This window comes from Nocardia sp. PE-7 (assembly GCF_030486425.1).
Lineage (GTDB): Bacteria > Actinomycetota > Actinomycetes > Mycobacteriales > Mycobacteriaceae > Nocardia > Nocardia salmonicida_A.
The window spans coordinates 4,426,790-4,447,025 of sequence record NZ_CP129614.1; the positions used below are offsets into that span (position 1 = coordinate 4,426,790).

Annotated in this window: 21 protein-coding genes; 12 read left to right on the forward strand and 9 right to left on the reverse strand. The window is 65.6% G+C overall.

The window, feature by feature from the left end; translation table 11 throughout:
• Nucleotides 1-24 precede the first annotated feature (24 nt).
• The 7 genes from QX204_RS20990 to QX204_RS21020 are packed head-to-tail and all read left to right on the forward strand — an operon-like array spanning nt 25 to nt 5,874.
• Nucleotides 25-990, forward strand: coding sequence for an alpha/beta hydrolase family protein (locus QX204_RS20990; protein WP_301901692.1), 966 nt, complete (start codon nt 25-27; stop codon nt 988-990).
• Nucleotides 984-2,105 (forward strand): aromatic ring-hydroxylating dioxygenase subunit alpha, encoded by a 1,122-nt coding sequence (locus QX204_RS20995; protein WP_301901693.1) that lies wholly within the window; start codon nt 984-986, stop codon nt 2,103-2,105. Before QX204_RS20990 ends, QX204_RS20995 begins: the two co-directional genes overlap by 7 nt.
• A complete protein-coding gene (locus tag QX204_RS21000) occupies nt 2,102-2,791 on the forward strand; it encodes a hypothetical protein (RefSeq protein WP_301901695.1) in 690 nt (229 codons plus the stop codon). The genes QX204_RS20995 and QX204_RS21000 overlap by 4 nt, the downstream gene beginning before the upstream one ends.
• Nucleotides 2,788-3,705 carry a hypothetical protein gene (locus tag QX204_RS21005; protein WP_301901696.1) on the forward strand — a complete coding sequence of 306 codons (918 nt, stop codon included), beginning with the start codon at nt 2,788-2,790 and terminating at the stop codon, nt 3,703-3,705. The genes QX204_RS21000 and QX204_RS21005 overlap by 4 nt, the downstream gene beginning before the upstream one ends.
• Nucleotides 3,702-4,490 carry an SDR family NAD(P)-dependent oxidoreductase gene (locus tag QX204_RS21010; RefSeq protein WP_301901698.1) on the forward strand — a complete coding sequence of 263 codons (789 nt, stop codon included), beginning with the start codon at nt 3,702-3,704 and terminating at the stop codon, nt 4,488-4,490. The genes QX204_RS21005 and QX204_RS21010 overlap by 4 nt, the downstream gene beginning before the upstream one ends.
• Entirely contained in the window at nt 4,487-5,131 is a 645-nt protein-coding gene (locus QX204_RS21015; RefSeq protein ID WP_301901699.1) for a hypothetical protein, read from the forward strand. The genes QX204_RS21010 and QX204_RS21015 overlap by 4 nt, the downstream gene beginning before the upstream one ends.
• On the forward strand, nt 5,131-5,874 hold the full coding sequence (locus QX204_RS21020; RefSeq protein ID WP_301901700.1) for a maleate cis-trans isomerase family protein: 744 nt from the start codon (nt 5,131-5,133) through the stop codon (nt 5,872-5,874). The genes QX204_RS21015 and QX204_RS21020 overlap by 1 nt, the downstream gene beginning before the upstream one ends.
• Here the strand turns inward: QX204_RS21020 and QX204_RS21025 are convergent.
• Both QX204_RS21025 and QX204_RS21030 read right to left on the reverse strand, forming a co-directional pair.
• Entirely contained in the window at nt 5,828-6,520 is a 693-nt protein-coding gene (locus QX204_RS21025; RefSeq protein WP_301901702.1) for a hypothetical protein, read from the reverse strand. The two genes, QX204_RS21020 and QX204_RS21025, sit on opposite strands and share 47 nt — an antisense overlap.
• Before the next feature lie 32 nt (nt 6,521-6,552).
• Nucleotides 6,553-7,371, reverse strand: a complete 819-nt coding sequence (locus QX204_RS21030; RefSeq protein ID WP_301901704.1) for an HpcH/HpaI aldolase/citrate lyase family protein — start codon at nt 7,369-7,371, stop codon at nt 6,553-6,555.
• 210 nt (nt 7,372-7,581) lie between these two features.
• On the opposite strand from QX204_RS21030, the gene QX204_RS21035 reads away from it, so the two are divergent.
• Nucleotides 7,582-8,565: an alpha/beta hydrolase gene (locus QX204_RS21035; protein ID WP_301901706.1), complete on the forward strand. Its 984-nt coding sequence runs from the start codon at nt 7,582-7,584 to the stop codon at nt 8,563-8,565.
• A 212-nt stretch (nt 8,566-8,777) separates the two neighbouring features.
• Here QX204_RS21035 and QX204_RS21040 read toward each other — a convergent pair whose 3' ends face one another.
• On the reverse strand, nt 8,778-9,551 hold the full coding sequence (locus QX204_RS21040) for a helix-turn-helix domain-containing protein (RefSeq protein ID WP_301901708.1): 774 nt from the start codon (nt 9,549-9,551) through the stop codon (nt 8,778-8,780).
• A gap of 81 nt (nt 9,552-9,632) precedes the next feature.
• Between QX204_RS21040 and QX204_RS21045 the strand changes: the two genes are divergently transcribed.
• Complete coding sequence (locus QX204_RS21045) at nt 9,633-10,007, forward strand: acyl-CoA thioesterase domain-containing protein (protein WP_301901709.1); 375 nt, start codon at nt 9,633-9,635, stop codon at nt 10,005-10,007.
• A 486-nt stretch (nt 10,008-10,493) separates the two neighbouring features.
• Here the strand turns inward: QX204_RS21045 and QX204_RS21050 are convergent, their stop codons facing one another.
• Complete coding sequence (locus QX204_RS21050; RefSeq protein ID WP_301901711.1) at nt 10,494-11,027, reverse strand: hypothetical protein; 534 nt, start codon at nt 11,025-11,027, stop codon at nt 10,494-10,496.
• A gap of 370 nt (nt 11,028-11,397) precedes the next feature.
• On the opposite strand from QX204_RS21050, the gene QX204_RS21055 reads away from it, so the two are divergent.
• The 3 genes from QX204_RS21055 to QX204_RS21065 all read left to right on the forward strand — a co-directional run bounded on the left by QX204_RS21055 (nt 11,398) and on the right by QX204_RS21065 (nt 13,105).
• The gene (locus tag QX204_RS21055; RefSeq protein ID WP_301901712.1) at nt 11,398-11,748 is read left to right on the forward strand and encodes a hypothetical protein; all 351 of its coding nucleotides are present in this window, start codon (nt 11,398-11,400) and stop codon (nt 11,746-11,748) included.
• Between the two features lie 8 nt (nt 11,749-11,756).
• On the forward strand, nt 11,757-12,056 hold the full coding sequence (locus QX204_RS21060) for a hypothetical protein (RefSeq protein ID WP_301901714.1): 300 nt from the start codon (nt 11,757-11,759) through the stop codon (nt 12,054-12,056).
• A 143-nt stretch (nt 12,057-12,199) separates the two neighbouring features.
• Nucleotides 12,200-13,105, forward strand: coding sequence for an ADP-ribosylglycohydrolase family protein (locus tag QX204_RS21065; protein WP_301901716.1), 906 nt, complete (start codon nt 12,200-12,202; stop codon nt 13,103-13,105).
• A 497-nt stretch (nt 13,106-13,602) separates the two neighbouring features.
• On the opposite strand, the gene QX204_RS21070 is transcribed toward QX204_RS21065, so the two are convergent.
• The 5 genes from QX204_RS21070 to QX204_RS21090 all read right to left on the reverse strand — a co-directional run bounded on the left by QX204_RS21070 (nt 13,603) and on the right by QX204_RS21090 (nt 20,161).
• Complete coding sequence (locus QX204_RS21070; RefSeq protein WP_367620140.1) at nt 13,603-14,472, reverse strand: family 1 glycosylhydrolase; 870 nt, start codon at nt 14,470-14,472, stop codon at nt 13,603-13,605.
• Nucleotides 14,473-14,592: 120 nt separating this feature from the next.
• Entirely contained in the window at nt 14,593-15,393 is an 801-nt protein-coding gene (locus tag QX204_RS21075) for a crotonase/enoyl-CoA hydratase family protein (RefSeq protein WP_301901718.1), read from the reverse strand.
• 422 nt (nt 15,394-15,815) lie between these two features.
• A complete protein-coding gene (locus QX204_RS21080) occupies nt 15,816-16,811 on the reverse strand; it encodes a GDSL-type esterase/lipase family protein (RefSeq protein WP_301901720.1) in 996 nt (331 codons plus the stop codon).
• Nucleotides 16,812-17,245: 434 nt separating this feature from the next.
• Complete coding sequence (locus QX204_RS21085; protein ID WP_301901722.1) at nt 17,246-18,841, reverse strand: GMC oxidoreductase; 1,596 nt, start codon at nt 18,839-18,841, stop codon at nt 17,246-17,248.
• A gap of 651 nt (nt 18,842-19,492) precedes the next feature.
• Nucleotides 19,493-20,161, reverse strand: a complete 669-nt coding sequence (locus tag QX204_RS21090) for a TetR/AcrR family transcriptional regulator (protein ID WP_301901723.1) — start codon at nt 20,159-20,161, stop codon at nt 19,493-19,495.
• Between the last annotated feature and the right edge of the window lie 75 nt (nt 20,162-20,236).

Sequence of the window (20,236 nt, forward strand, 5' to 3'; positions counted from 1 at the left end):
ACACCACGTCGACGAGGTGCCCGCGTGAGACTTGTTCGTTCACTCTGGTGGTCGGCTCGCACCGCGGGAACCGCACCGTTCGATACCGCTCATCTGAAGGTCTACTACCCCGCGATCGCCACGGGCGACGACGCCGAACGCCTGACCGGCGTCTTCGCACCCGATCCCGCGGCGGTGCCGTACCCGGTGGTCGTGTTCCTGTCCGGTGTCAATGTCGGCCAGGACTCCTACCGCCGATTCGCCACCGCGATCGCCGACAGCGGTTTCGTCGTCGTGACTTTCGACCGGGTGGCCGAATTGTTCGGCGGTCAGCGCGGTCTGACGTGCGGCGTCGACCTGGCCGCCGCCCGCCCGGAGACCTACGGCACCCGCCCGACCTGCCCGACCATCGGCGCGGTCATCGAGGCCCTCGCCGAGTTGAACGCGCAGGGCCCGCTGCGCGGGGCACTCAACCTGAACCGGATCGCGCTGGGCGGACACTCGGCGGGCGGCACCGTGGTCTTGCAGTCGGCACGCTTCTTCGATGCCGTCGCGGCGGTGTTCGCGTGGGGCGCGCACACCATGGTGGCGACCATGCTGGGCTGGCCCGCGGGCACCGTGCTGCCCGCGCAAGTCGAATGTCCGGTCCTGCTCGGCGTCGGCACCAACGACGGCGTCATCGCGGGCAGTGCCGACCGCTACGGCGAGGACGGCGAGACCCGCCCCGATCCGGTGGCCCGCACCTTCCACGAGGCGCTGCCACCGGGCGAGCACCTGCTGGCCGTCATCGAAGGGGCCAATCATTTCGGCATCGCCGACGCCGATCCGACCGCTGCCCGCGCCTTCCTCGACGGCGGCGACGACGCGGATGCGCTGACCCCGTTCGCGCGTCTGACCTCCGCGTTCCTGCGCGCCCACCTGTGCGACTCGGGCACAGCACGAACCGAGCTCGCCGAGTTCGTCGCCGCGGACGTGCTGCGGCCCCATCTACCGGAGCGAGAACAATGCTGAAGAACTTCTGGTACGCACTGGAATTCGCCGACAAGGTCGACCGCACGCCGAAGAAGGTGACCTGCCTCGGCCAGGACTTCGTGCTGTACCGCACCACAGCCGGGTCGGTGGTGTGCCTGTCGGATCTGTGCGTGCACCGCGGTGGCGCCCTGTCGATGGGGACCGTCACCGACGACTGCATCGCCTGTCCGTACCACGGCTGGCAGTACAACGCCGAAGGCGCCTGCGTGCGGATCCCGGCCAATGCCGAGGATCGGATCATCCCGAAGAAGGCCCGCGTCGACGCCTACCCCACCCAGGAGCGCTACGGCATGGTGTGGGCCTTCCTCGGCGATCTGCCCGAGGATCAACGCCCGCCGATTCCGGAGATCCCGGTGCACGAGGATCCGAGTTTCCGGGTCGTGCAGTTCGAGATGGAGGTCGAGGCGAACTACGAGCGGACCTTCGAGAACGTCGTCGACGCCTCGCACACGCCCTTCGTGCACGGCACCAGGTTCGGCAATCCGGACAAGCCCGAGATTCCGAGTTTTGCCATTCGCCAAGATGATTGGTCCGCGGAGGCCGATATCCAGCTCAGCCCGCCGCCGCCCGGCGGGTTGTGGGGGCTGCTGTTCCGTAACAAGCCACGTCCCGAGTTCGTGACGGTCACCAACGGCTGGTACCTGCCCAACGTGGTGAAACTGCACATCAGGCTGCCCATCGGCGATCTGCTGCTCTACGACTTCAATATCCCGCTGTCGCAGGACCGCACCCTGATCAAGATCCTCGGCTACCGGAACTTCTTCACCGGCAAATGGGCCGACGCCGATACCCGCAGAAGAATCAAAGCGATTCTGCTGCAGGACAAACCGATCGTCGAGGGGCAGCGCCCGGAGTTGTTGCCGTTCGATCTCGCCGACGAATTGCATGTCCGCAGCGACGCGCTGCAAATCGCCTACCGGCGCAGGCGCACTCAGCTGATCAAGGACGGCTGGTGGCTGGGCGAGGATGACACCATCACCGGCGACGGACCGCGCCGAACCGCCACCGTGATCGCCTCACCGGCCCGCCGCGACAACCCCGAACTCGCCCAAGCCTGGGTGCACAAAGCCCGCAACGGAGGAACACCGCGATGAGCCTGCCCGCCGCACTCAGCGAACGCACCCTGCAGACACTGAGCACCGCACTCGAACTCACTGTCGCCGAGGATATTGCGCTGGTCAGCGCGATGTCGCCGGAACCGGTCGGCAGACTGCGGGTATTGCACGGCGACCGGATCGACAAGCTCGTCACCGTCGATCTGGTGGTCCCCGCGATCCACCTCGACAGCCATATGCTCTTCGCCTTCACCCCTCCCGACTCGGCGGTCCCGCATTTCACGCTCGACTCGGTGCACGGCGGGGAGTATTACGCCATGCACCTCGATCTCGTTCCGCGTGCCGATCTGGCGGTGAACCTCACCTATCTCGATGCCGCGTTCCTGCCGCTGACCCCACTGTTGGAGGCGGCCTGGCAACTCGAGGGTGTGTCGGCGGCGGCGGTCGGTCCGCGGCAGCGGGCGATGATGTCGCCGTGGATGGTCGTCTGTCGAGCCACCGAAACCGCCTTCCGCGCGCTCGACACCACCGTCGACGACTATCTGCGGCACTGGCTCTCTTTGGTGGACAAGGGAGTTCCGGCAGTGGACGCCGACACGGCCGTGCGCGACCGCGTGAACAGGGCGAATCTGTTCAGCCCGGAAGTGGATCCGGTCTGGGCGCAGGTGGCCCGACTGCTCGGTGACGATCAGACCGCGTGCGTGCGTGCGGAGCTGCTCGCATGACCGCCGCCGAAGCGCCGAGCCAGTGGCAGCAGCGCATCGCGGGCGAATGGGTCGGCAGGCCGTCGCTGTTCGCCGCCGACGGCGTCTGGCGCGGATTCGAAGACATCCGCCGCTCCTCGGTCTTCGCCGACGGAACGACGACCTACTTCATGGACGGCGGTCTCACCGGCGGCGGCGAACTCGCAGGCCGGTTCGCGCTCGGTGCGCCGTTCGCCTTCGGCGTCGTCGACTCCGACAGCGATCGCCTCTACACCGGCCCCGACTTCTACGGTGCCGGTCGACCGTATGGCAGCTTCGTCGACGCGCACTACTACGGCCCCGGTTGGCAGGTGAGCTTGAACACCTGGAACCTGGCACTCGGTGACACCCAGGTGTACTCCTCGGTGCTGTACCAGGGACCGGCCATGGTCGGGGTGTTCAACGGGGTCTACACCCGCGATCCGGCGCTCGCCGACGAGCTCGTCGAGCACGAAACACGCTGCGGAGCCACCCCTTTCGTGCTGCCGACCAAAGAAGCTTGCCGCTATGTCGGCGACTGCGAGCTGTGGGGCGCCGACCAGCGACGCCACGGCACCGTACGCATCACCGTCGAGGTGACGCCGTCGAGCCTGTTGACCGCCGAGCACCACGTCACCTGGAGCGGCGCGATCGACCGCGAATACCAGGCGACGGTGCGCCGTGACGGCGTCCGCTCGTTCCACGAGGGGCCCGGCGCCTGGGGCAACGCGACGTCGTACGGCCGGGCCAACTACCCGGTGTTGCACTTCCCCGACGGCGCCAAACTCCACGGACGGGAGTTCATGATGGACGCCGAACCCGGCATGGGCGCGGGCACCCAGCTCGCCGTGGTCTACGAACTGTTCGAGCACAACAGCCTCAGCGCTGTCCTGCACGGGGTGCTGGTGCGCGCATGAGCGGGCCGACGAGCAGCACCATCGTGGTGACCGGCGGCACCCGCGGCATCGGACTCGGCATCGCCCGCGCGCTGCTGCGACGCGACCATCGAGTCGCGGTGTGCGGCACCGATACCGAGCGGATCGACGCGCTGCGCGCGGAACTGCCCGAGACCGAACTGCTGGTGGTGCCCGCCGATGTCACCGACCGCGAGCAGCTGCAAGCACTTTGGGACGCGACGGTGGCGCGCTTCGGGGCCGTCGACGTCTGGATCAACAACGCCGGCATCTCGCACACCCGCGCACCCGTGTGGGAGCTGCCCGCCGCCGATGCCGCGAAGGTGGTCTCGACCAACCTGCTCGGCGCCATCAACGGCTCCGCGGTCGCGATCGCGGGGATGGCGGCGGCGGGCGGCGGACACGTCTGGAATATGGAAGGCCTCGGCAGCGACGGTCGCACGGTGCCCGGACTGTCGGTCTACGGCGCCAGCAAACGGGCGCTGACCTACCTGACCAAGGCCTTGGCGAAAGAGGTCCCCGCCGGGGTGTCCGTCGGCCTGCTCAGCCCGGGCATGGTGGTCACCGACCTGCTGACCCACGGCTACGCCGATCCCGAGGAACTGGCCAAGGCGCGCAAGATCTTCAACATCCTCGCCGACCGCGTCGAGACCGTGACGCCCTGGCTGGCCGAGCGCGCCCTGACTCACCGACGCAACGGCGCCCACGTCCGCTGGCTCACCACACCGAAGGTGATCGGCCGTTTCGCCACCGCAGGCTTCCGACGACGCGATCTGTTCGCCGGATGAGCACGGACGCCATCGACTACCCGATCTCGCTGGCGATCGAGGATTTCGCGCCGGTGCTGTTCACCACCGCGGGCGTACTGCTGCTGCGCCGAGTGCTCGGCGGCGGACCGGCACCGGTCGCGGCCGCGGTGTTCATCGGCGCGGGCGGACTCGCCAAGGCCGGTGCGAAACTGATCGCCGCGGCCGACGGGCCAGCCTTGCCGTGGCTGAGCGAGATGTTGTTTCCGTTGCTGACGCTGGGATTCGCCCTGCTGTGTACAGCCGCGGCCCGCACCAAAACGGGAACCTCGCCGCGCTGGCTCCGGTACCTGGTCGTCGGGCTCATCGTGGCCTGTGGTCTCGGTGCCCTGCTGGCCCGCGATTCGATCCCGATGCTGGTGAGCACCACGGTGTTCGCGACCATCACGGGCATCTACTTGATCGGCATCGCCCGCGATCGTGGCGACACCGTGGCCGCGGGCCTGTTCGGCGTGCAGCTGCTGAGCTTCTACGTCCTCGGTCCGCTCGCCTCCCGCCCGGACCAGACGGTGACGTTGCAGTGGATCGAGCAGTTGTGCAACACCGCGGCCCAAGCCGCGTTCCTGGCCGCCGCCTGGCGGCTGGCGGCCTCCGACAAAGCCGTAGCAACCGGAGATAAGTAATGCCTGACGTACTGGGTTGGCGTCGCAAGTTCGGCGTACTCGCCCCCTCGACGAATACCGTGGTCGAACCGGATTTCGGGCGCATGAGCGTGCCAGGGGTCACCGCGCATTTCGGCCGCATCCACATCCGCGACCAGAACATGAGCGACGACGCGGGCATGTCCCATCTGCTCGACCAGATCCGCGCCGAAATGGACGAGACCTGTGCGCGGATCATGACCTGCGAACCGGACTACATGGTGATGGGGATGTCGGCCGAAACCTTCTGGGGCGGCGTCGAAGGCAACCGCAAATTCATCCAGCAGATCCACGAGGCGACCGGACTCGAGGTCGCCACCGGGGCCGAGGCATGCCGCAGAGCGCTGACGCTCAACGGCGCGAAGCGAATCGGCGTCGTCACGCCCTATCAGCCGATCGGCGACGACAACGTGGTCCGGTTCTTCGGCGAGCTCGGCTTCGACGTCGCCGCGATCACCGGGCTGCGTTGCCCCACGGCGGTATCGATCGCCCATGTCACCGAGGACACGCTGCGCGACGCCCTGCGCGCAGTGGACGGCGACGATATCGACGCGCTCGTCCAGTGCGGCACGAACCTGTCCATGGTGAGACTGGCCGATGAGGCCGAACGGTGGCTGGGTAAACCGGTGATCGCCATCAATGCCGCGACCTGGTGGATGGCACTGCGCGACAACGGCATCAACGACCGGATCGAGGGAGCGGGTTCGCTGCTGCGGGATCACTGAATTCTCGGCGCAACCACAGACCGGTGCTCACCAGTCCCGCGGCGAGTACCAGCTCGCCCGCATTGCCGAGCACCGGCACCACCGGCGTCGCGCCCGCGACCAGGGTCATCGTCGCCGCCGCGACCGCCAGCACCGGGTAGCTGCGCCGACGCCAGAGCACGAGCCCGGCCGCGAGCACGACCAGCGCCGCGATGATCGCGGGCAACGCGCCGAGAACCGAGCCGCCGGTGTACCCGTAACGCAGCGTCCCGGCCCACCACTTCGGCTCCAGCACGAGCCCGAGGACGCCGTGCCAGATCCCGATCGCGATCAGCGCCGCGGTCAGTACCATCGCGCCGACCCGCACACCAGTCCGCCGCGCCGCGGGCACGCCGGCGTGGTCGACCGCGGCGCGGGCCCACAGCACCAGCAGCGGTGTGAGCACCGCGTGCAAGGCGAAGCGCGGCCAGCTCAACGTTTCGAGCAGTCGCCCGGCCCCCACTGTGCTCCCCATGGCGATGACGGCGTTGTCGTAGGCCAGCGCCATACACAACACCGTCGGGAGCATTAACATCCGGCCGTCACCGGCACGAATCCCGGACAGACCGATCCACGCGAGGACGAGGTGGCCGAGGCCGAGCAGGCCGAACAGGACCGAAACGATCACGCGAGAACTCCCAGATAATTCGGCATGTCGTGTCAATCCTCCAATAGGCGTCGCGCTTGCCGGATCACGGCCGCGTCGACCATTTTGCCGCCCTCGTCGAGCAGGACGCCACCGGCGGCGGATTCGAATCGGCCCACGAGTACGCGGGCCCGCTCCAGGTCGGCCGCGGCGGGGGTGAACACCTCGTTGACCACGGGTAGCTGCGCCGGATGGATGCAGGCACGCCCGCGAAACCCCATCCGCGCCAACGCTTTCGTCCGCTCACGCAGCCGGTTCAGATCGCGGAAATCGGTGTCGACGGGCCCCAGCGGCGGCGCGATCCCCGCCGCCGCGCTGGCGAGGACCACGTGGGTGCGGATGGCCAGCAGTTCGCATTCGTCGGAACTGGTTTCGATCCCCAGCTCGGCGCGCAGATCCGCCTCCCCGAGTTGCAGCCGCCATACCCGAGGGGCGGCGGCGATCGTCTTGGCGTCGAGCACGGCGGCAGCGCTCTCCAACAGTGGGCACACCCGAATCGCACCGGCGCGCGGTTCGTACTCCCGCAATACCTCGTCCGCCGCCCGAACCTGTTCCGCTGATTCAGTTTTCGCCAGGCATACCGCGGATACCGCGGGCAGCGCCACCGCCCGCAAGTCGTCCCGGCACAGCGAACCGGAGTTCACCCGCACCCAGATCCGTTGTCCGGCATCGGCGACCGTGCGCAGCCACGCGGAGACCTCGGCTCGCGCCGTCGCCTTCTGTCCCAGCGGGACGGCGTCTTCCAGGTCGAGCAGCACGATGTCGGCGGGACCGGCCAGCGCCTTGTCGAACAGTTCCGGTCGGTTACCGGGGACATACAGCGCCGATCTCACCCGCTCACCGCACCTCTCATATTACGAAACAGCGTTTCACCTATCGAAACTTATCGCATTCACACCGGCGCAGTCCAGCACCGATTCCGAACCACACGTCGCCAAGCCAACACTTGACATCGACACCCCTATGGGGAGCTAATAAAGCATCGCAGTCAAGAAACGACATTCCGCAGAGCGAAACAGCATTGCGCCGTTGTTGGAGTCACCATGAGTCTTCGAGGTTCGGCCCTGGCCGCCGCAAGCGCCGCCGTCATCGCCGCCTGCACCCTTGTCATCTCCGCACCGACCGCCGGAGCGGACGCGTCGCGACTTCCCGGCACCATCGATATCCCCTGCTCAGCGACGACGCTGCAACAGAGCGCGGACTGGTACCTGCCGACCGGCACCCCCAAGGGCATGGTCTGGATCCAGCACGGCTTCGCCCGCACCAACAGCAACCTCGCACAGCTGGCGACCGCCTTCGCCGACAGCGGCTATCTGGTCTTCGCGCCCGCCCTGCCGTTCCTGGATCTGGCCGGATGCACGCTGCAGAATCTCGGCGACAACACCGGATTCCTCGACAACGTCGCAACCCTGTTCGGTACCGCCACCGACCCCGACGGCGCACTCGCGCGCAGCCTCACAGCCGCGGCCGCACACGCGGGCCGAGTCGCCCCACCACTGCCCAGCGACTTTGTTTTCATCGGACACTCCGCCGGCGCCGAAGCGGTCGCGTTCGTCGCACATCGCCTCCATGTCGCGCACCCGGAGGTGTTCGCGCGCCTGCGCGGCCTGGTGCTGCTGGATCCGGTGAAATCCTTCCTCGGCGACAACAGCGACCGCGCACTCGCCGACCTCGACCCCACCGCCCTGCCCATCCTGACGATCGCCGCGGCACCGTCGCTGTGCAACAACCTCGGCAGTGGCACCACGGCAGTCCAGCAACAACTTCATCGACCGTTCCTCGGCGTCAGCGTGAGCGACGGCATGCACACCGACGCCGAAGGCACCAGTTCGGATTCACTGGGGACGCTACTGTGCGGCACACCGAGCATCGCGAACACGACGATGCTCCGAACACTCGCACTCGGCTGGACCGGCGACTTCCTCACAGGCACCGAGACCGCCGACTACTACCCCGCTTCCACCGAAGCGGCAGTCACCCCCATCGTCGCGGCCGCGCCCACCGCGACGATCCTGCGAGGAAGGTAATCGGGAACCCGCCACTCATCTGTAGTCGGGTGCGCGCCTCACGGTTCCCATACCGGAAGGCCAGGTACAGCGGTCCTGATCCGGTCATCTACTTAGCGCCTCGCACATTCGACACAAGGAACGAGCAGAAGGCCAGCTCTCCGACGAGATCGAGTCGATCGACCTGGACACTGGAGACGAGGCCACCCACACACCTGGGTGTTGGTGCAGTTCTAGTGCCTACCGGACAGAATCGTTCGGGTCTCCGGGTCAGCGGGAAGGAACGATTCGATGGCCAACTCGGCCGTCGTCACATTGTGCGGCGCACCGAAAACGGTTGTGGCACTGAGCATCACGAGTTCGTGATCGCCGTGGCGCAGCCGCAGCGGGACCACCGGCGAGTGCTGATCCGGTTCGGCACGGCCACCGGGATAGGCGGCGAGTTCGGTGTAGAGGTCGGCCAGGCCCGCCGAGCCGGTCGCGGCGATCTGCCTGATGAGCCTGCCCAGAACGTGTCCGCGCCACTGCGCGAGATTGGCGATGCGGGGCGCGAGACCCCTGGGGTGAAGGGTGAGACGCAAAGCATTGATCGGCGGTGTGAGGATCTCCGATTCCACACCTTCGAGGAAGACCCACACTCCGGCATTGGCATCGACCATGGTCCAGTCACCGTCGACAGCGATCGCCGGAAACGGTGCGTAGCCGTCGAGAATCTGGCGAACCGCGTCGCGAATCGGGGTCATCTCCGCCGAATCCAGCTCGAGCACACCGTGGACGGGCGCGAACCCGGCGGCCAGGAGAAGGCGGTCGCGGTCGCGCAGCGGGAGGTCGAGGTGCTCGCCGAGCCGCGCCAGCATCGCGGGACTCGGTGTGGCCCTACCGTTTTCGATGAAACTCAGATGCCGCGTCGACGTGCCTGCCCCGAGCGCGAGGTCGAGCTGACTGAGGCGGCGCTCCCGGCGCCAGCGCCGCACCATCGAGCCGACCGATTCCGGAGTCACGGTCATCGATGGTAGTGCCGAGCGGTACCCCGGCCATTACCTGTGAGGTAATCGACCAGCCGCGCCGGTCCGGGCACGGTGGATGACATGACTGAAGCAGCGACGATGTTCGCGAAGGATTCGATGCCACACCCGGTCGGCGAGGGCGCCTATGACGTGCGGCTGCCGGATCGATGGATCTCCCTGGGCGGCAAGGTCAACGGCGGTTTCCTGCTGGCGACATGCCTACGCGCGCTCGCCGGGGAACTACCTCACCCCGACGCACTGGCCGCCTCTGCCCACTTTCTGCGGCCCGGGACCGTCGGTCCCGCGAGCATCCGCACCGAAGTGGCCCGTGCCGGACGGCGGACCTCCTGCGGCACGGCGACTCTCGTCCAGGACGACAAGCAGGTCATGCGGGTGCAGGCTACCTTCGCCGACCTCGTTGCCCAATCCCGTCAGCTCGCGATCGTGCCCGGCTGACGGCAACTGCGCCCCTCGATTCAGCCACGGGACTAACTATGATTTGAATCGCATTAATACCGAGACTGTCGGCGCCTCCGGGTCTACACACCGCGATCGATCGACATGAAACTGGCACAAAAAATGCAGGTCAGCGCCAGAATTGGTGCTGACCTGCATTTTTCTGTGGTCCCAGCTGGTTTCGAACCGGCAGACACCAGGAGACCGAAACCTGCTCCCACCTCGAACAACCGGTATCTACCAGGAACTTTGCCTGCCATCGCGATCGCGCAGATGTACGCACCGATAGGCAACATTGGGCTGCGCTATTGCACGTATGTTGCACGACGAACGGCGCCAACTAGCCCAAGGTAGAGATCCCCGCTTGCCAAAAGACTTGATAGCACTAGCGCATTACTCCCCCTGGGGTCCTCTTTCAGCTCGCCCGCTCCCCGCTGAGATGCCTCTACGCAGGCATAGAAAGGTCGACGGCCGACGCCGAGCGGACTACGGCGTAAGCCCCTCGGAACTAGCGCCCTGAGCCTCAGCTAGCACCGCAAGACCGAGCTCAGTCCTTGCCGCAGCGACGAATGCGTCCTGCGCAGCCCATAGCTCCTTGAACAGCTCTGAAGGAATATCGCTGGCGCCCGACGTCCCCCTCGCCGCGGCGACCTGCCGCGCGGCGGTGAGCACACGCAAGCTGGCACTCGCGGCTTCCATCGACTCGTAGGTCAGCCTGGTGGAGACCCACGCCGACTCGAGTCGCTCCTTGTATGGGCGTCCCGCTTCGTCGAAGAACGGCATGAGTTGGCCAGCGTGCCAGGGATGCGGCACAGCCGTGATGTGCGCCGTCGGATCAACCGCGAACGCGACATACTGCCGGTACGCAGTAACGAACTCGTTGTAGGTCCGCAGACGGATCACCCGCCACTCACGCTGATGCTCACGACGCCACTGCCGGTCGTGATTCCGGATGGTCAACCACCCGCCGAGCAGAACCCCCGCCATAACAGCTAGCGCCGAGATCGCATTACCAGCCACACTCACCCTCCCTACAGCCCCTGCCCCCGCGTGACGGATGCCGTACCGGGCAGACTACTGGACAGTGCCCCGCAGGCCCAGGTATCGAATCTTGTTCGACATCAACCAATCTCGATCACGGGCCGCAAGACGTCATGTCAAGAGATGCGCTCTGGCTCATCCAACTCTTCGCTGGCCCACGACGCCCCCAAGCCAAACCTCGCCATCGGCTATGACCCTCTGATGACAACCCCCTACGGTCTCCACCTCGAATCTGGCACTAACAACCCGCACCATCCACCCCCAGTACCAACCAAGTTGGCCACAGCGGAGATCGTCATCTACAGCACGGTTGGGCTGGACGCGGGAGCAGCAACGTCAGATCGATGGTTTGAATGAAGCACTGGAGAAGCTGCCCAAACACGAGGGTCCGGTTGTGCGACACGTCAACATGACCCCCGAACAGCTCGCCGAGTTCGAACGGGGCGGTTCATGGGCAGACCCCGGGTTCATGTCCTCGTCGAACAAGCCCGGCGGGGTCTCCGACGTCTTCGCCGAGAACCGGAACGTGGAGATGCAGATTGTGTCCAAGAACGGCCGGACCTACTCCGACCCTGACACTGGCATGCCGTTCGGCACCGACGACGAAGTACTGTTCCCGTCGAACAGCCAATTCACCGTGCACAACAAGTATTTCGATCCCGCGACGGGCCGGGTCGTGATCCAGATGGTCGAGAGGTAACCGTAGTCATGACGACCCCCCACGACGAAGAATACGCACGGGCAGTGCGGCAATTGGACGAGTTCGAACAGATGCGTGCCCAGGTGCGACGGCGTGCGTTGGATCCCACCGCCCCACGCGACGTCACCTACATCAAAGATGACGGCCGGTCCGGCACCCCCCAGGAGAATTGGACGGTCTCACACGACGGACGTGAATGGCGCGATGAGAACGGTGCGGTGGTCTACCGCCGCGATAGCGAAGGCTTCTGGCTCGCCCCCGATGGGCGCCGTGTGTTCGACCCCATCGGCAACCCGATCAACTCCTGACAACACAGGGCTCACCCCAACCACCGTGCGAGTACCGGCGGCGGAGGGCGCAGGCCGGTCAGCGTATCCGCACCTGAAAGGCTCTCGACATCGTGACGAGATGGAAGTGGCGTTCGTCCCCCGCCATTGATCGTGTCGGACTGATGCTCGACTCGCTCGACGGACTGTCCGTCGGCGATGCGCTGGGAGCTCAGTTCTTCATCATGGGACGATCGCTGTCGAGTCTTCGGTCGGGCAATCCCCCGCTGGGACCGTGGGACTGGACCGATGACACCGAGATGGCCTGCAGTGTGGTCGCCGAGGTCCACCGGCACCAGCAGATCGACCAGGATCGACTCGCCGCTGGTTTCGCGCGCCGGTTCTCACCAGAGCGCGACTACGGACACGCAACGGTCACGACGCTTCGGCGAATCCGCGACGGCAAACCTTGGAAAGAGACAGCAGGCGCGGCATTCGAGGGCCGGGGTTCCTGCGGCAACGGTGCTGCCATGCGGGTCGCCCCGCTGGGGGCGTACTACGCCGGCGATCCACAACGGGCCGTCACCGAAGCCGTCCGATCGGCACAAGTCACACACATGAACTCCGAAGGTGTGACCGGCGCCGTCGCGGTAGCGGTCGCCGCGGGACAGGCCGCTCACGCCCGCCACACCCGAAATCTGCCCACGCCAACGGAATTCCTCACCTCCATCCTAGGCCATCTCGAACCCAGTGAGACAACGCACGGCGTCCGTCGCGCTCACGCCCTGCTCGGCGCGACCATCGCCGAGGCCGCACACCAGTTGGGCAACGGATCCAGGGTGAAGGCGCAAGACACAGTGCCATTCGCGTTATGGGCCGCCGCAACATATCTCGACGACTACCCGGCGGCCGTCGCCGCGTGCATCGAAGCAGACGGCGATATCGACACCACTTGCGCGATCACCGGTGGCATCGTCGCGGCCTACACCGGCACCGCTACCGAAACCGGCGTACCCCAGACTTGGCTCGCGGCTCGCGAACCGTTACCTTCTTGGCTCACCACGGTCAACCGCTCACGCCGCCGACCTTGATGACAACGGGATCAGGCTCGCCGACCACCGGTAAGAACGCTTATCAGCACTCAGAGCCTCCGACCAACGCGCAGCGGGCACATTTCGGTCCTCCCATCGCGCTCCCTGATCCGAGCCTCCTCCGATACCCAGCCGCCCAACCCCCGCGCGCGAGAAAGGTTCCAGGATCGCAGCAACTCAGCTGGCGCGACCGCAAACACATACCGTGCGGTTCCATATCGCCTACCGGTTCTGGAAACCACAGGTTCGTGGGCAGCGATTCTGTCCGCGTATTGCACGAAAACCGCCGACTGACATGACAACCATGCCTGAACAGCTATTACGTGCAGTCCCAGCTGGTTTCAAGCCAGCAGACCTCACGACGGCTTGCGGCCAGCACGTCGAGGCGGCTCGCCGACGCCTGACGCAGGATTCCGAGAACAGATCCGCATAGCAATCGAAGACATCAACGCAGCGATGTGGCAGATCCGACGGAATATGTTGGGACACAATGTATTTCACTCAGTCGCGCTGCGTTGCGTCGTTTGTCGGCTGAAGTTGCCCAGCATCGACACACCACTAGGAGTGAGTTCCGACGGCGCGATCGAGTAGTACTGGTCGACGCCGATGAAGTCGAAGGAATCGACCATACGGTCGGAGAACACGGCTTCCAGCGCCGGCTCCACACCGGGCAGCGGGATGTAGGCGATGTTCGAGGAGACCTGGCCACCGGGCTGGACGGCATGGATGTAGGTCGTGATCGCCCGATGAGCCGCGATGATCCCGTCGATAATGATCCCGGTGTCGGCTGGTGCCAGACCACCGTAGGTCAGTTCCCGCCGGACGTATTCGCTCGGCTCGTTGAACGTTATCCAGATCGGCTCGGCCCATGTGTAGCGATCGACGACACGTCGCCCGAAGGCGGTCAGGGCAGCGGCCATGTCCGGGTTGTTCCACCCCCCACGATCGACCGCCCAACCGGGATGGACCCAATGATTCAACGTGATCATGGGGCGCATGCCCGAGGCCACGATGCGACCGATCACCGCATCGTAGAACGCCCAACCGGCCGGGTCGTCGACACCGGGCCGCGGTTCGATGCGCGACCACTCCACCGACAACCGATAGTTGTCCACCCCGATCGAGGCCGCCCTGTCGACATCGCCCTCGTACTGATGGAAGAAGTCCACGGCGTTACCCACCGGCTCGTGCAACTTCCCCTCGTTGCCGTAGCGCAGGTAGTTGGAGTCCTGGTTGAAACCTTCGGACTGGAAACCGGATTGAGCGACCCCGAACTCGAAATCCGCCGGTAACGCGGGAAGGTCTTCGGCCGCTGAGGGCGCCGCAAGAGCGGTGAGAGCCAGCACCGAGACCACTGCGGACAGCATCGCGGTGACAGTTGATGATTGACGCATAACACAACTTTCTGCTCGACGACGAGCGGCGCACTTGCGACCCGTAGGTCGAGCTCGTAGGTGGGTATCCGCAGGGACTCGGCACGTTCCGGCTCAGTGACCGGTGTATACGCCTGCTCGGCGTTGCTTGAACGACAGGATGCCTTCGGCGGCGTCATCGGTGCCGACGATCTCGGCCCGCAATCGGGGAACGAGATCGAAGGCTGCCGAAACCCCCGCTTCGGCGGCGCGGCGGGAGACGGCCAGCGAGTAGCGAACGCCCATCGGTGCCGCGGCCGCAATCTCATCGGCCAGCTGCAGTGCCCGGTCGAGAAGTTCCTCCGCCGGAACCACCTCCTGCACCAAGCCGATCCGGTGCGCCTCCCTGGCATCGAGGTGGTGGCCGGTGAGGAGATACCGTTGCGCGTTCGCGTAGCCGACGGTCTCCACCCAGCGCGCCGCGCCGCCGAAGAAGGCGAAGACGCCGCGCAACACCTCGGGCTGACCGAACAGGGTGCCTTCGGCGGCGACGATGAATTCACCGCTCAGGGCGAGCTGCAACCCTCCCGCGAAACAGACGCCGTGCACGGCGGCGATCAACGGCTTCGACAACCTGACACCCGCGGTACCGAAAGGGTCGTAGTCTCCGTCGCCGTAGACAAGCGCGCCACTCTCGACGAGTTCCCGCAACTGCGTCATATCCGCGCCCGCGCAGTATGCCCCGCCCTCGCCGTAGAGCACCGCACAGCGCAGATCGTCATCTCGGTCGTAGCGCTCATACGCCTCGGCCAGCGCCTGGAACATCTCCCCGGTCAGCGCGTTCTTCTTCTCCGGCCGGTTCAGCCCGATCAGAAGCACGTTCCCGCGCACCTCGGTCTTGACGACATCGGACTGCATGCTCGTCGTTTCGGACACCTGCTGTCGCTCCTTCTTCGGGATGAATCGCCACCATATGGAGGCAAGCGCTGATAGATGAATGCGTCGTCAAACCCGTTGTCTGCGCGGCAACCTCGTGCCGGCGTAGACGACACCACCACTCGAAATTCGACACCTGCTAGCGAGCCGGGCGACCGTCGAGGAATTCGCCGCTCCGGTGAGCCGGACCCGCGCTGTCGGCCTATCCGACTATCACCGCTGGCACGCCGACACCGGAAACGCGGAGCTGCCGTCGCCGCTCAGATCGTCGGATACATCGATGAGCTTCACCCAACCGGGCAATGTCAGATCAGCGAGCTCGGGCACCTGCGGTACCCGGCATCCAGGGCCGTGAGGAGCCCGCGAATGCCAGGCACCCGCAGCCTCACAGACTTATGTGCCGGTGCGCCACGTCGGCGGCGTCAGCAAGCGGGGGGACGAGTATCCGCGAGCATGGACAGTTGGATCGTTTCCGCCATTGCCCGATAACCGGCGGGGTTGGGGTGTAGGCGGTCCGGGCTGGCATAAATGCCTCGCAGGACTGCGGGATTGGCAGGATCACGGAGGGCAGCGTCGAAGTCGACGATGCCGTCGGCGAGGGTTTGGCTGCGAATCCACGTGTTGATCTGCTGACGGTCGACCTCGCTGCGGGGGGCCAACTGGACGCCGTTGACGCCGGCGTCGGAGGCTGGAAGCAATGTGCCGATCCAGATCTTCTTGCCGTGCTGCCGCGCTGTGGTGATGAGTTGCTGATATCCCGCGATCATTGATACCGCGTCGGCCTGTGGCGGCAGGCCGAGGTCGTTGATGCCTTCTTGGACAAGGATTCCGCTGACTCCTGCTTGTTCGAGTGCGTCTCGTTCGAACCGGGAAAGGCCACTGGGGCCGAGCAGTAACGGTTCGCCGCTGGTCAAGAGCCGATTGCTGCCGATTCCGGCGTTGACGACCGAAAGGGGAATGCGCGCGTCATCGAGTCGCCGTTGAAGCAAGTCCGGGTAGCGCCCATTCGTATCGGCCACCGCGCGGTCGGCGGGGACCGCAGCCGCGGTGGTACCGACGAAGCCGTCGGTGATGGAGTCGCCGAACGCGACTATGGCTCGGGTCTCGGCGGGTGCGAGCACATCCAGGGCATTGACATAGAACCAGGCGTTGGTCGTGGAGGTGAAGTGCGTGGGGTCGGGTTGTCCTGTCAGGTCGCCACTACCGGCGGAGGAATAGTAGGAGGTGGCGTTGGAATTCCAGTGTTTGGTCGGCGGACCGACCGGATCGGCTATGTGGATACTGACCGCCAGCGGACTGAACGAGGCGACAGTGAACGGCACTGGGTCACTGAGCAGATCGGCACCGGCAGCGAGCGTGGTCGAACGCTGACCGCCGAATAGAACCGGCGCGATGTTCGCTGCGGCCGCACCCGACACCTGATCACCGACGCTGACCGTGTCAAAAGTGACAGGTGTGAGCCCGAATCGGTTCGTCAGACGGACACGTAGCTGTGTGCCACCCAAATGTGGGGTGATGACCATCCGAAATGTTTGATTGTTCACGGTCATCGGGATAGGCCCACCGGATGCATCCAACGGCGTGACCGAATCGGTAGGGCTGGCCGCCCAGGACGCTACGAAATGTTCTGCACCGCAACCGTATTCTCGGGCTTGCGCGAGGGCGGGTTGTATTGCTCCCAGGACCATGGTGCTTGCTGTGGCGACGACGGCGAAGGGCACGCGCCAGGCCGATGAGGTCCGTTGCCGAGGCGGACGGGTTGTCATATCGGAGGATTTCATCATCGAACTCGCACTTTCGGCCGATCGTCCAAGGGAATTTTCACGATTTCTTGTCTTCCGGAAATCATGGGTCAGATGAGGGTGCCGATATCGCGGGCGACGATATTGTCCAGTGCCCGTTCGGCGACCGCGGCGATAGTCATCGACGGGTTGCAGGCCGCGGTATTTCCGGGCATCAGGGCACCATCGAGGACATAGAGTCCAGGTTGGTCGTGTACGCGGCCGTCGAGGTCGCAGACCGCGCCCATGCTCGCCCCACCCAAGGGGTGCCAGGTGGACGGGAACAGCGCGTTGGTATCGAGGAGCATGCCGTCGGGTCCGGCGATGCGGTGCACGGCGGGGCTGATGTGAGCGTTCTGAATGTAGCTGTCGCCGTCGGCGGGCCAGTGCAGGATCGCGTCGTCGCGACCCGAGTCGTAGGCGAAGGCGCCGCGGCTGTCGCTGACTCCGTAACCGACCATCATGGTGCTGCGCGGGTCGAGCGACAGCGGCGGGAGAGACGCCTGGATGACGGTGTGCGCCGAATGCGGATCGTCCCAGTTCTTGCTGCCGTAGACCACCGGACCACCTTGGGGCGCGCCGAATTCGGCCGACGGGTCGGTCCAGACATAGATTCGGTCGGCATTGGTCCCCCATCCCTGGCCGAGTCCGTCGGGTAGATCGGGGATCTGCCCCTTGGCGCCCGCGCGAACCAGCAAGCGAGTCGTGTTGAGGCTGCCCGCGGCCATGATCAGGGTGCCTGCGGTGAGGATCTTGTTCTCGACTACCGCGCCGGTGGTGTCCAGGCGCAGCACGTGCACGATCCACCGGCCGTCGGCGCCGCGTTCGACATCGGTCACCTCGTGCAGCGTCTCGACCTTCACCAGCCCAGTGGCCTCGGCGGCCGCGATGTAGGTGACGTCGACCGAATGTTTGCCGCCGTTGTTCACGCCCATCGCCCCGTCACCGTTGGTGTAGGACGGTTTCATCTCCCCGCGCAGTTCGGCAAGCGCGAAATCCCAGTCGATGGGCATGGGGATCTTCGACAGCGGCATGCCGGCGCGCTGTACACGTTCGGCGAAAACCCTTGCTGCTCGGTAGTTCTCGCTCGCGACCAATTCGTCGGGAGCCTCGGCCAGTTTCAGCATCCTGGCCACCCGCGGATAGTGCACCCGATCCATCAGCGCCCAGTCGAGTTCGGCCGGGAAGTGGGTGTCGAAGACTTCCCTGGTGGGCTGGAGTGACATCCCCTGGTAGACCAGGGAACCGCCGCCGAGGCCCGCCGCGCACAGGGCGGTCATGTTCACTCCCGGCACGGCTTCGACCAGGCCGGTATAGGGCTCGAAGATCATAGGGCGGCCGAACAGGTTCGGACTGGAGCGATACCAGAGAAGTCGTTTGTCCGGAGATGAGGCCCGGGGAAAGGTTTCGGCGTTGGGGCCGGTGGGCCAGCGCAGTCCACGTTCGAGCACCGTCACCGGCACCCCCGCCTGCGCTAGTCGCAGGGCGCTGACACCTCCGCCGAATCCCGAGCCGATGACCACGACCCTGTGCTCTTCGCGCGTCAGCGGGACAGTGCCGGGCTGCGCGGCGGCCGGGGCAGCCGAACCGACCGAGCGAGCGCCGAGAGCGAGAGCACCGGCCGCGGCGACACCGCCCAGCAGGGAGCGGCGCGAGAAAGCAGGCATCACGAGATCCTTCATATTGTCTGAAAAAGCGGGCAGAGCGGATTTGGTTATTCGGGGCTTCGCGCGTTCCACTGATCGCGTCCGCGGCCCGGTGTCGATCAGCGGAAAGTCAGCCGGTGAGTAGTCGCTCGGGAGACTGCCGAGCAGGAAGGTGTCCTCGTCGAGTATTCGCAGACGGGGTGGCCGGAGGCGTGTTAACAGCGACAGCCCCGACCGCCGACACCGCGGAGGTACGGCGAATAGTTACCACTGCGCCGAGCCGTCCTGCCATCGCAAACTCGCGCTGACTCAACCGACACATACGACACGCTCCCTGTACGCCACCCGCTTGCTTCATTGCTTCGGTGTGCTCGTTTGCTGTCGACCATGAGGTGCGTCACAGCAAAGTCGTCGTACAGTAACACGGTTACTTGAGTTACTCCAGGTGTAGCGCCCCACCTGCATCGCCGACTTGTCTGATGGGCCGGTCGCGTAGTTCGGCGTCAGCTCTCCCTTAGCCTGCCGCAGGAGATCGGGTGGGCCGACTCGTGAACCGCCTGTCGCCCTGGCGAGTTGGCTTGCTTGTGATGTGCCCACCCCACCTGGTCGCCGTTCACGGCTCGACTCAACAAAAGTGCCGCTGTTGCATGCCAATTTCTACGCAAAGCACGATTACGACGCGTCGGTATCGCTTCCCGGCAAGAACGGGGAGCTGAAGCCGGGAGTCCATTCAAAAGGGGGAGCAAGCGGGACGGGAGTTCGTTCGGCGGCCGCGGCCAGCGGAGCGTTGTTCTGTGTCAACCGGCCGATAGCGCGTTCGAGCGCGGGCAAGATCTCGGTGATCGCGAAATGGCCGTGCGCGAAACGTCCCAGCAGGGCATAGATCATATTGGTCAGGACGAGCGCGAGATCGGCGACGTAGTCCTCGTCGAGACTTGCGAACATCGTGCTAACCGCGGGCAACACCGCTGCGAAACCCTGCGCATCGAGTCGCTGCCCGCCTGGACCGGAGCGGGCATGGTAATAGGCAGCCAGCATCTGGGGGTGGCGCTCCCACGGCTCGAATACGTAGCGGGTCAGCCGTTTCAACACGTCGGCGAGCGATTCATTGGCTCGCGGCGGGTCGAGTGCTGTGTAGGTGTTCGTGGCCATCCACTGCGCCATCGCGCTGAGGACGAGTTCGTCGCGGGTGGGGTACAGCTTGTAGACCGTGGTCAGCGACACCTGGGCGACGCGGGCAACCCGTCGCAGCTGAACTGCGTCATACCCCTCCGATTCGAGCAACGACAGGGTGGCTTCGGTGATCTTGCGCGCGGGATCAGCGGCACCTCTACTCACCACGGCGCCATCATAATCCATTCGGCTTGTCGTGCCTCCGCAGCGATTCGACCTGAGATCCAGATTCCGAAACCCTCG

Coding starts and splice junctions, on each gene's coding strand:
- QX204_RS20995 (WP_301901693.1), top strand. CDS start 984: ATGCTGAAGAACTTCTGGTACGCACTGGAATTCGCCGACAAGGTCGAC.
- QX204_RS21000 (WP_301901695.1), top strand. CDS start 2,102: ATGAGCCTGCCCGCCGCACTCAGCGAACGCACCCTGCAGACACTGAGC.
- QX204_RS21005 (WP_301901696.1), top strand. CDS start 2,788: ATGACCGCCGCCGAAGCGCCGAGCCAGTGGCAGCAGCGCATCGCGGGC.
- QX204_RS21010 (WP_301901698.1), top strand. CDS start 3,702: ATGAGCGGGCCGACGAGCAGCACCATCGTGGTGACCGGCGGCACCCGC.
- QX204_RS21015 (WP_301901699.1), top strand. CDS start 4,487: ATGAGCACGGACGCCATCGACTACCCGATCTCGCTGGCGATCGAGGAT.
- QX204_RS21020 (WP_301901700.1), top strand. CDS start 5,131: ATGCCTGACGTACTGGGTTGGCGTCGCAAGTTCGGCGTACTCGCCCCC.
- QX204_RS21035 (WP_301901706.1), top strand. CDS start 7,582: ATGAGTCTTCGAGGTTCGGCCCTGGCCGCCGCAAGCGCCGCCGTCATC.
- QX204_RS21040 (WP_301901708.1), bottom strand. CDS start 9,551: ATGACCGTGACTCCGGAATCGGTCGGCTCGATGGTGCGGCGCTGGCGC.
- QX204_RS21045 (WP_301901709.1), top strand. CDS start 9,633: ATGACTGAAGCAGCGACGATGTTCGCGAAGGATTCGATGCCACACCCG.
- QX204_RS21060 (WP_301901714.1), top strand. CDS start 11,757: ATGACGACCCCCCACGACGAAGAATACGCACGGGCAGTGCGGCAATTG.
- QX204_RS21065 (WP_301901716.1), top strand. CDS start 12,200: ATGCTCGACTCGCTCGACGGACTGTCCGTCGGCGATGCGCTGGGAGCT.
- QX204_RS21070 (WP_367620140.1), bottom strand. CDS start 14,472: ATGCTGTCCGCAGTGGTCTCGGTGCTGGCTCTCACCGCTCTTGCGGCG.
- QX204_RS21085 (WP_301901722.1), bottom strand. CDS start 18,841: ATGCCTGCTTTCTCGCGCCGCTCCCTGCTGGGCGGTGTCGCCGCGGCC.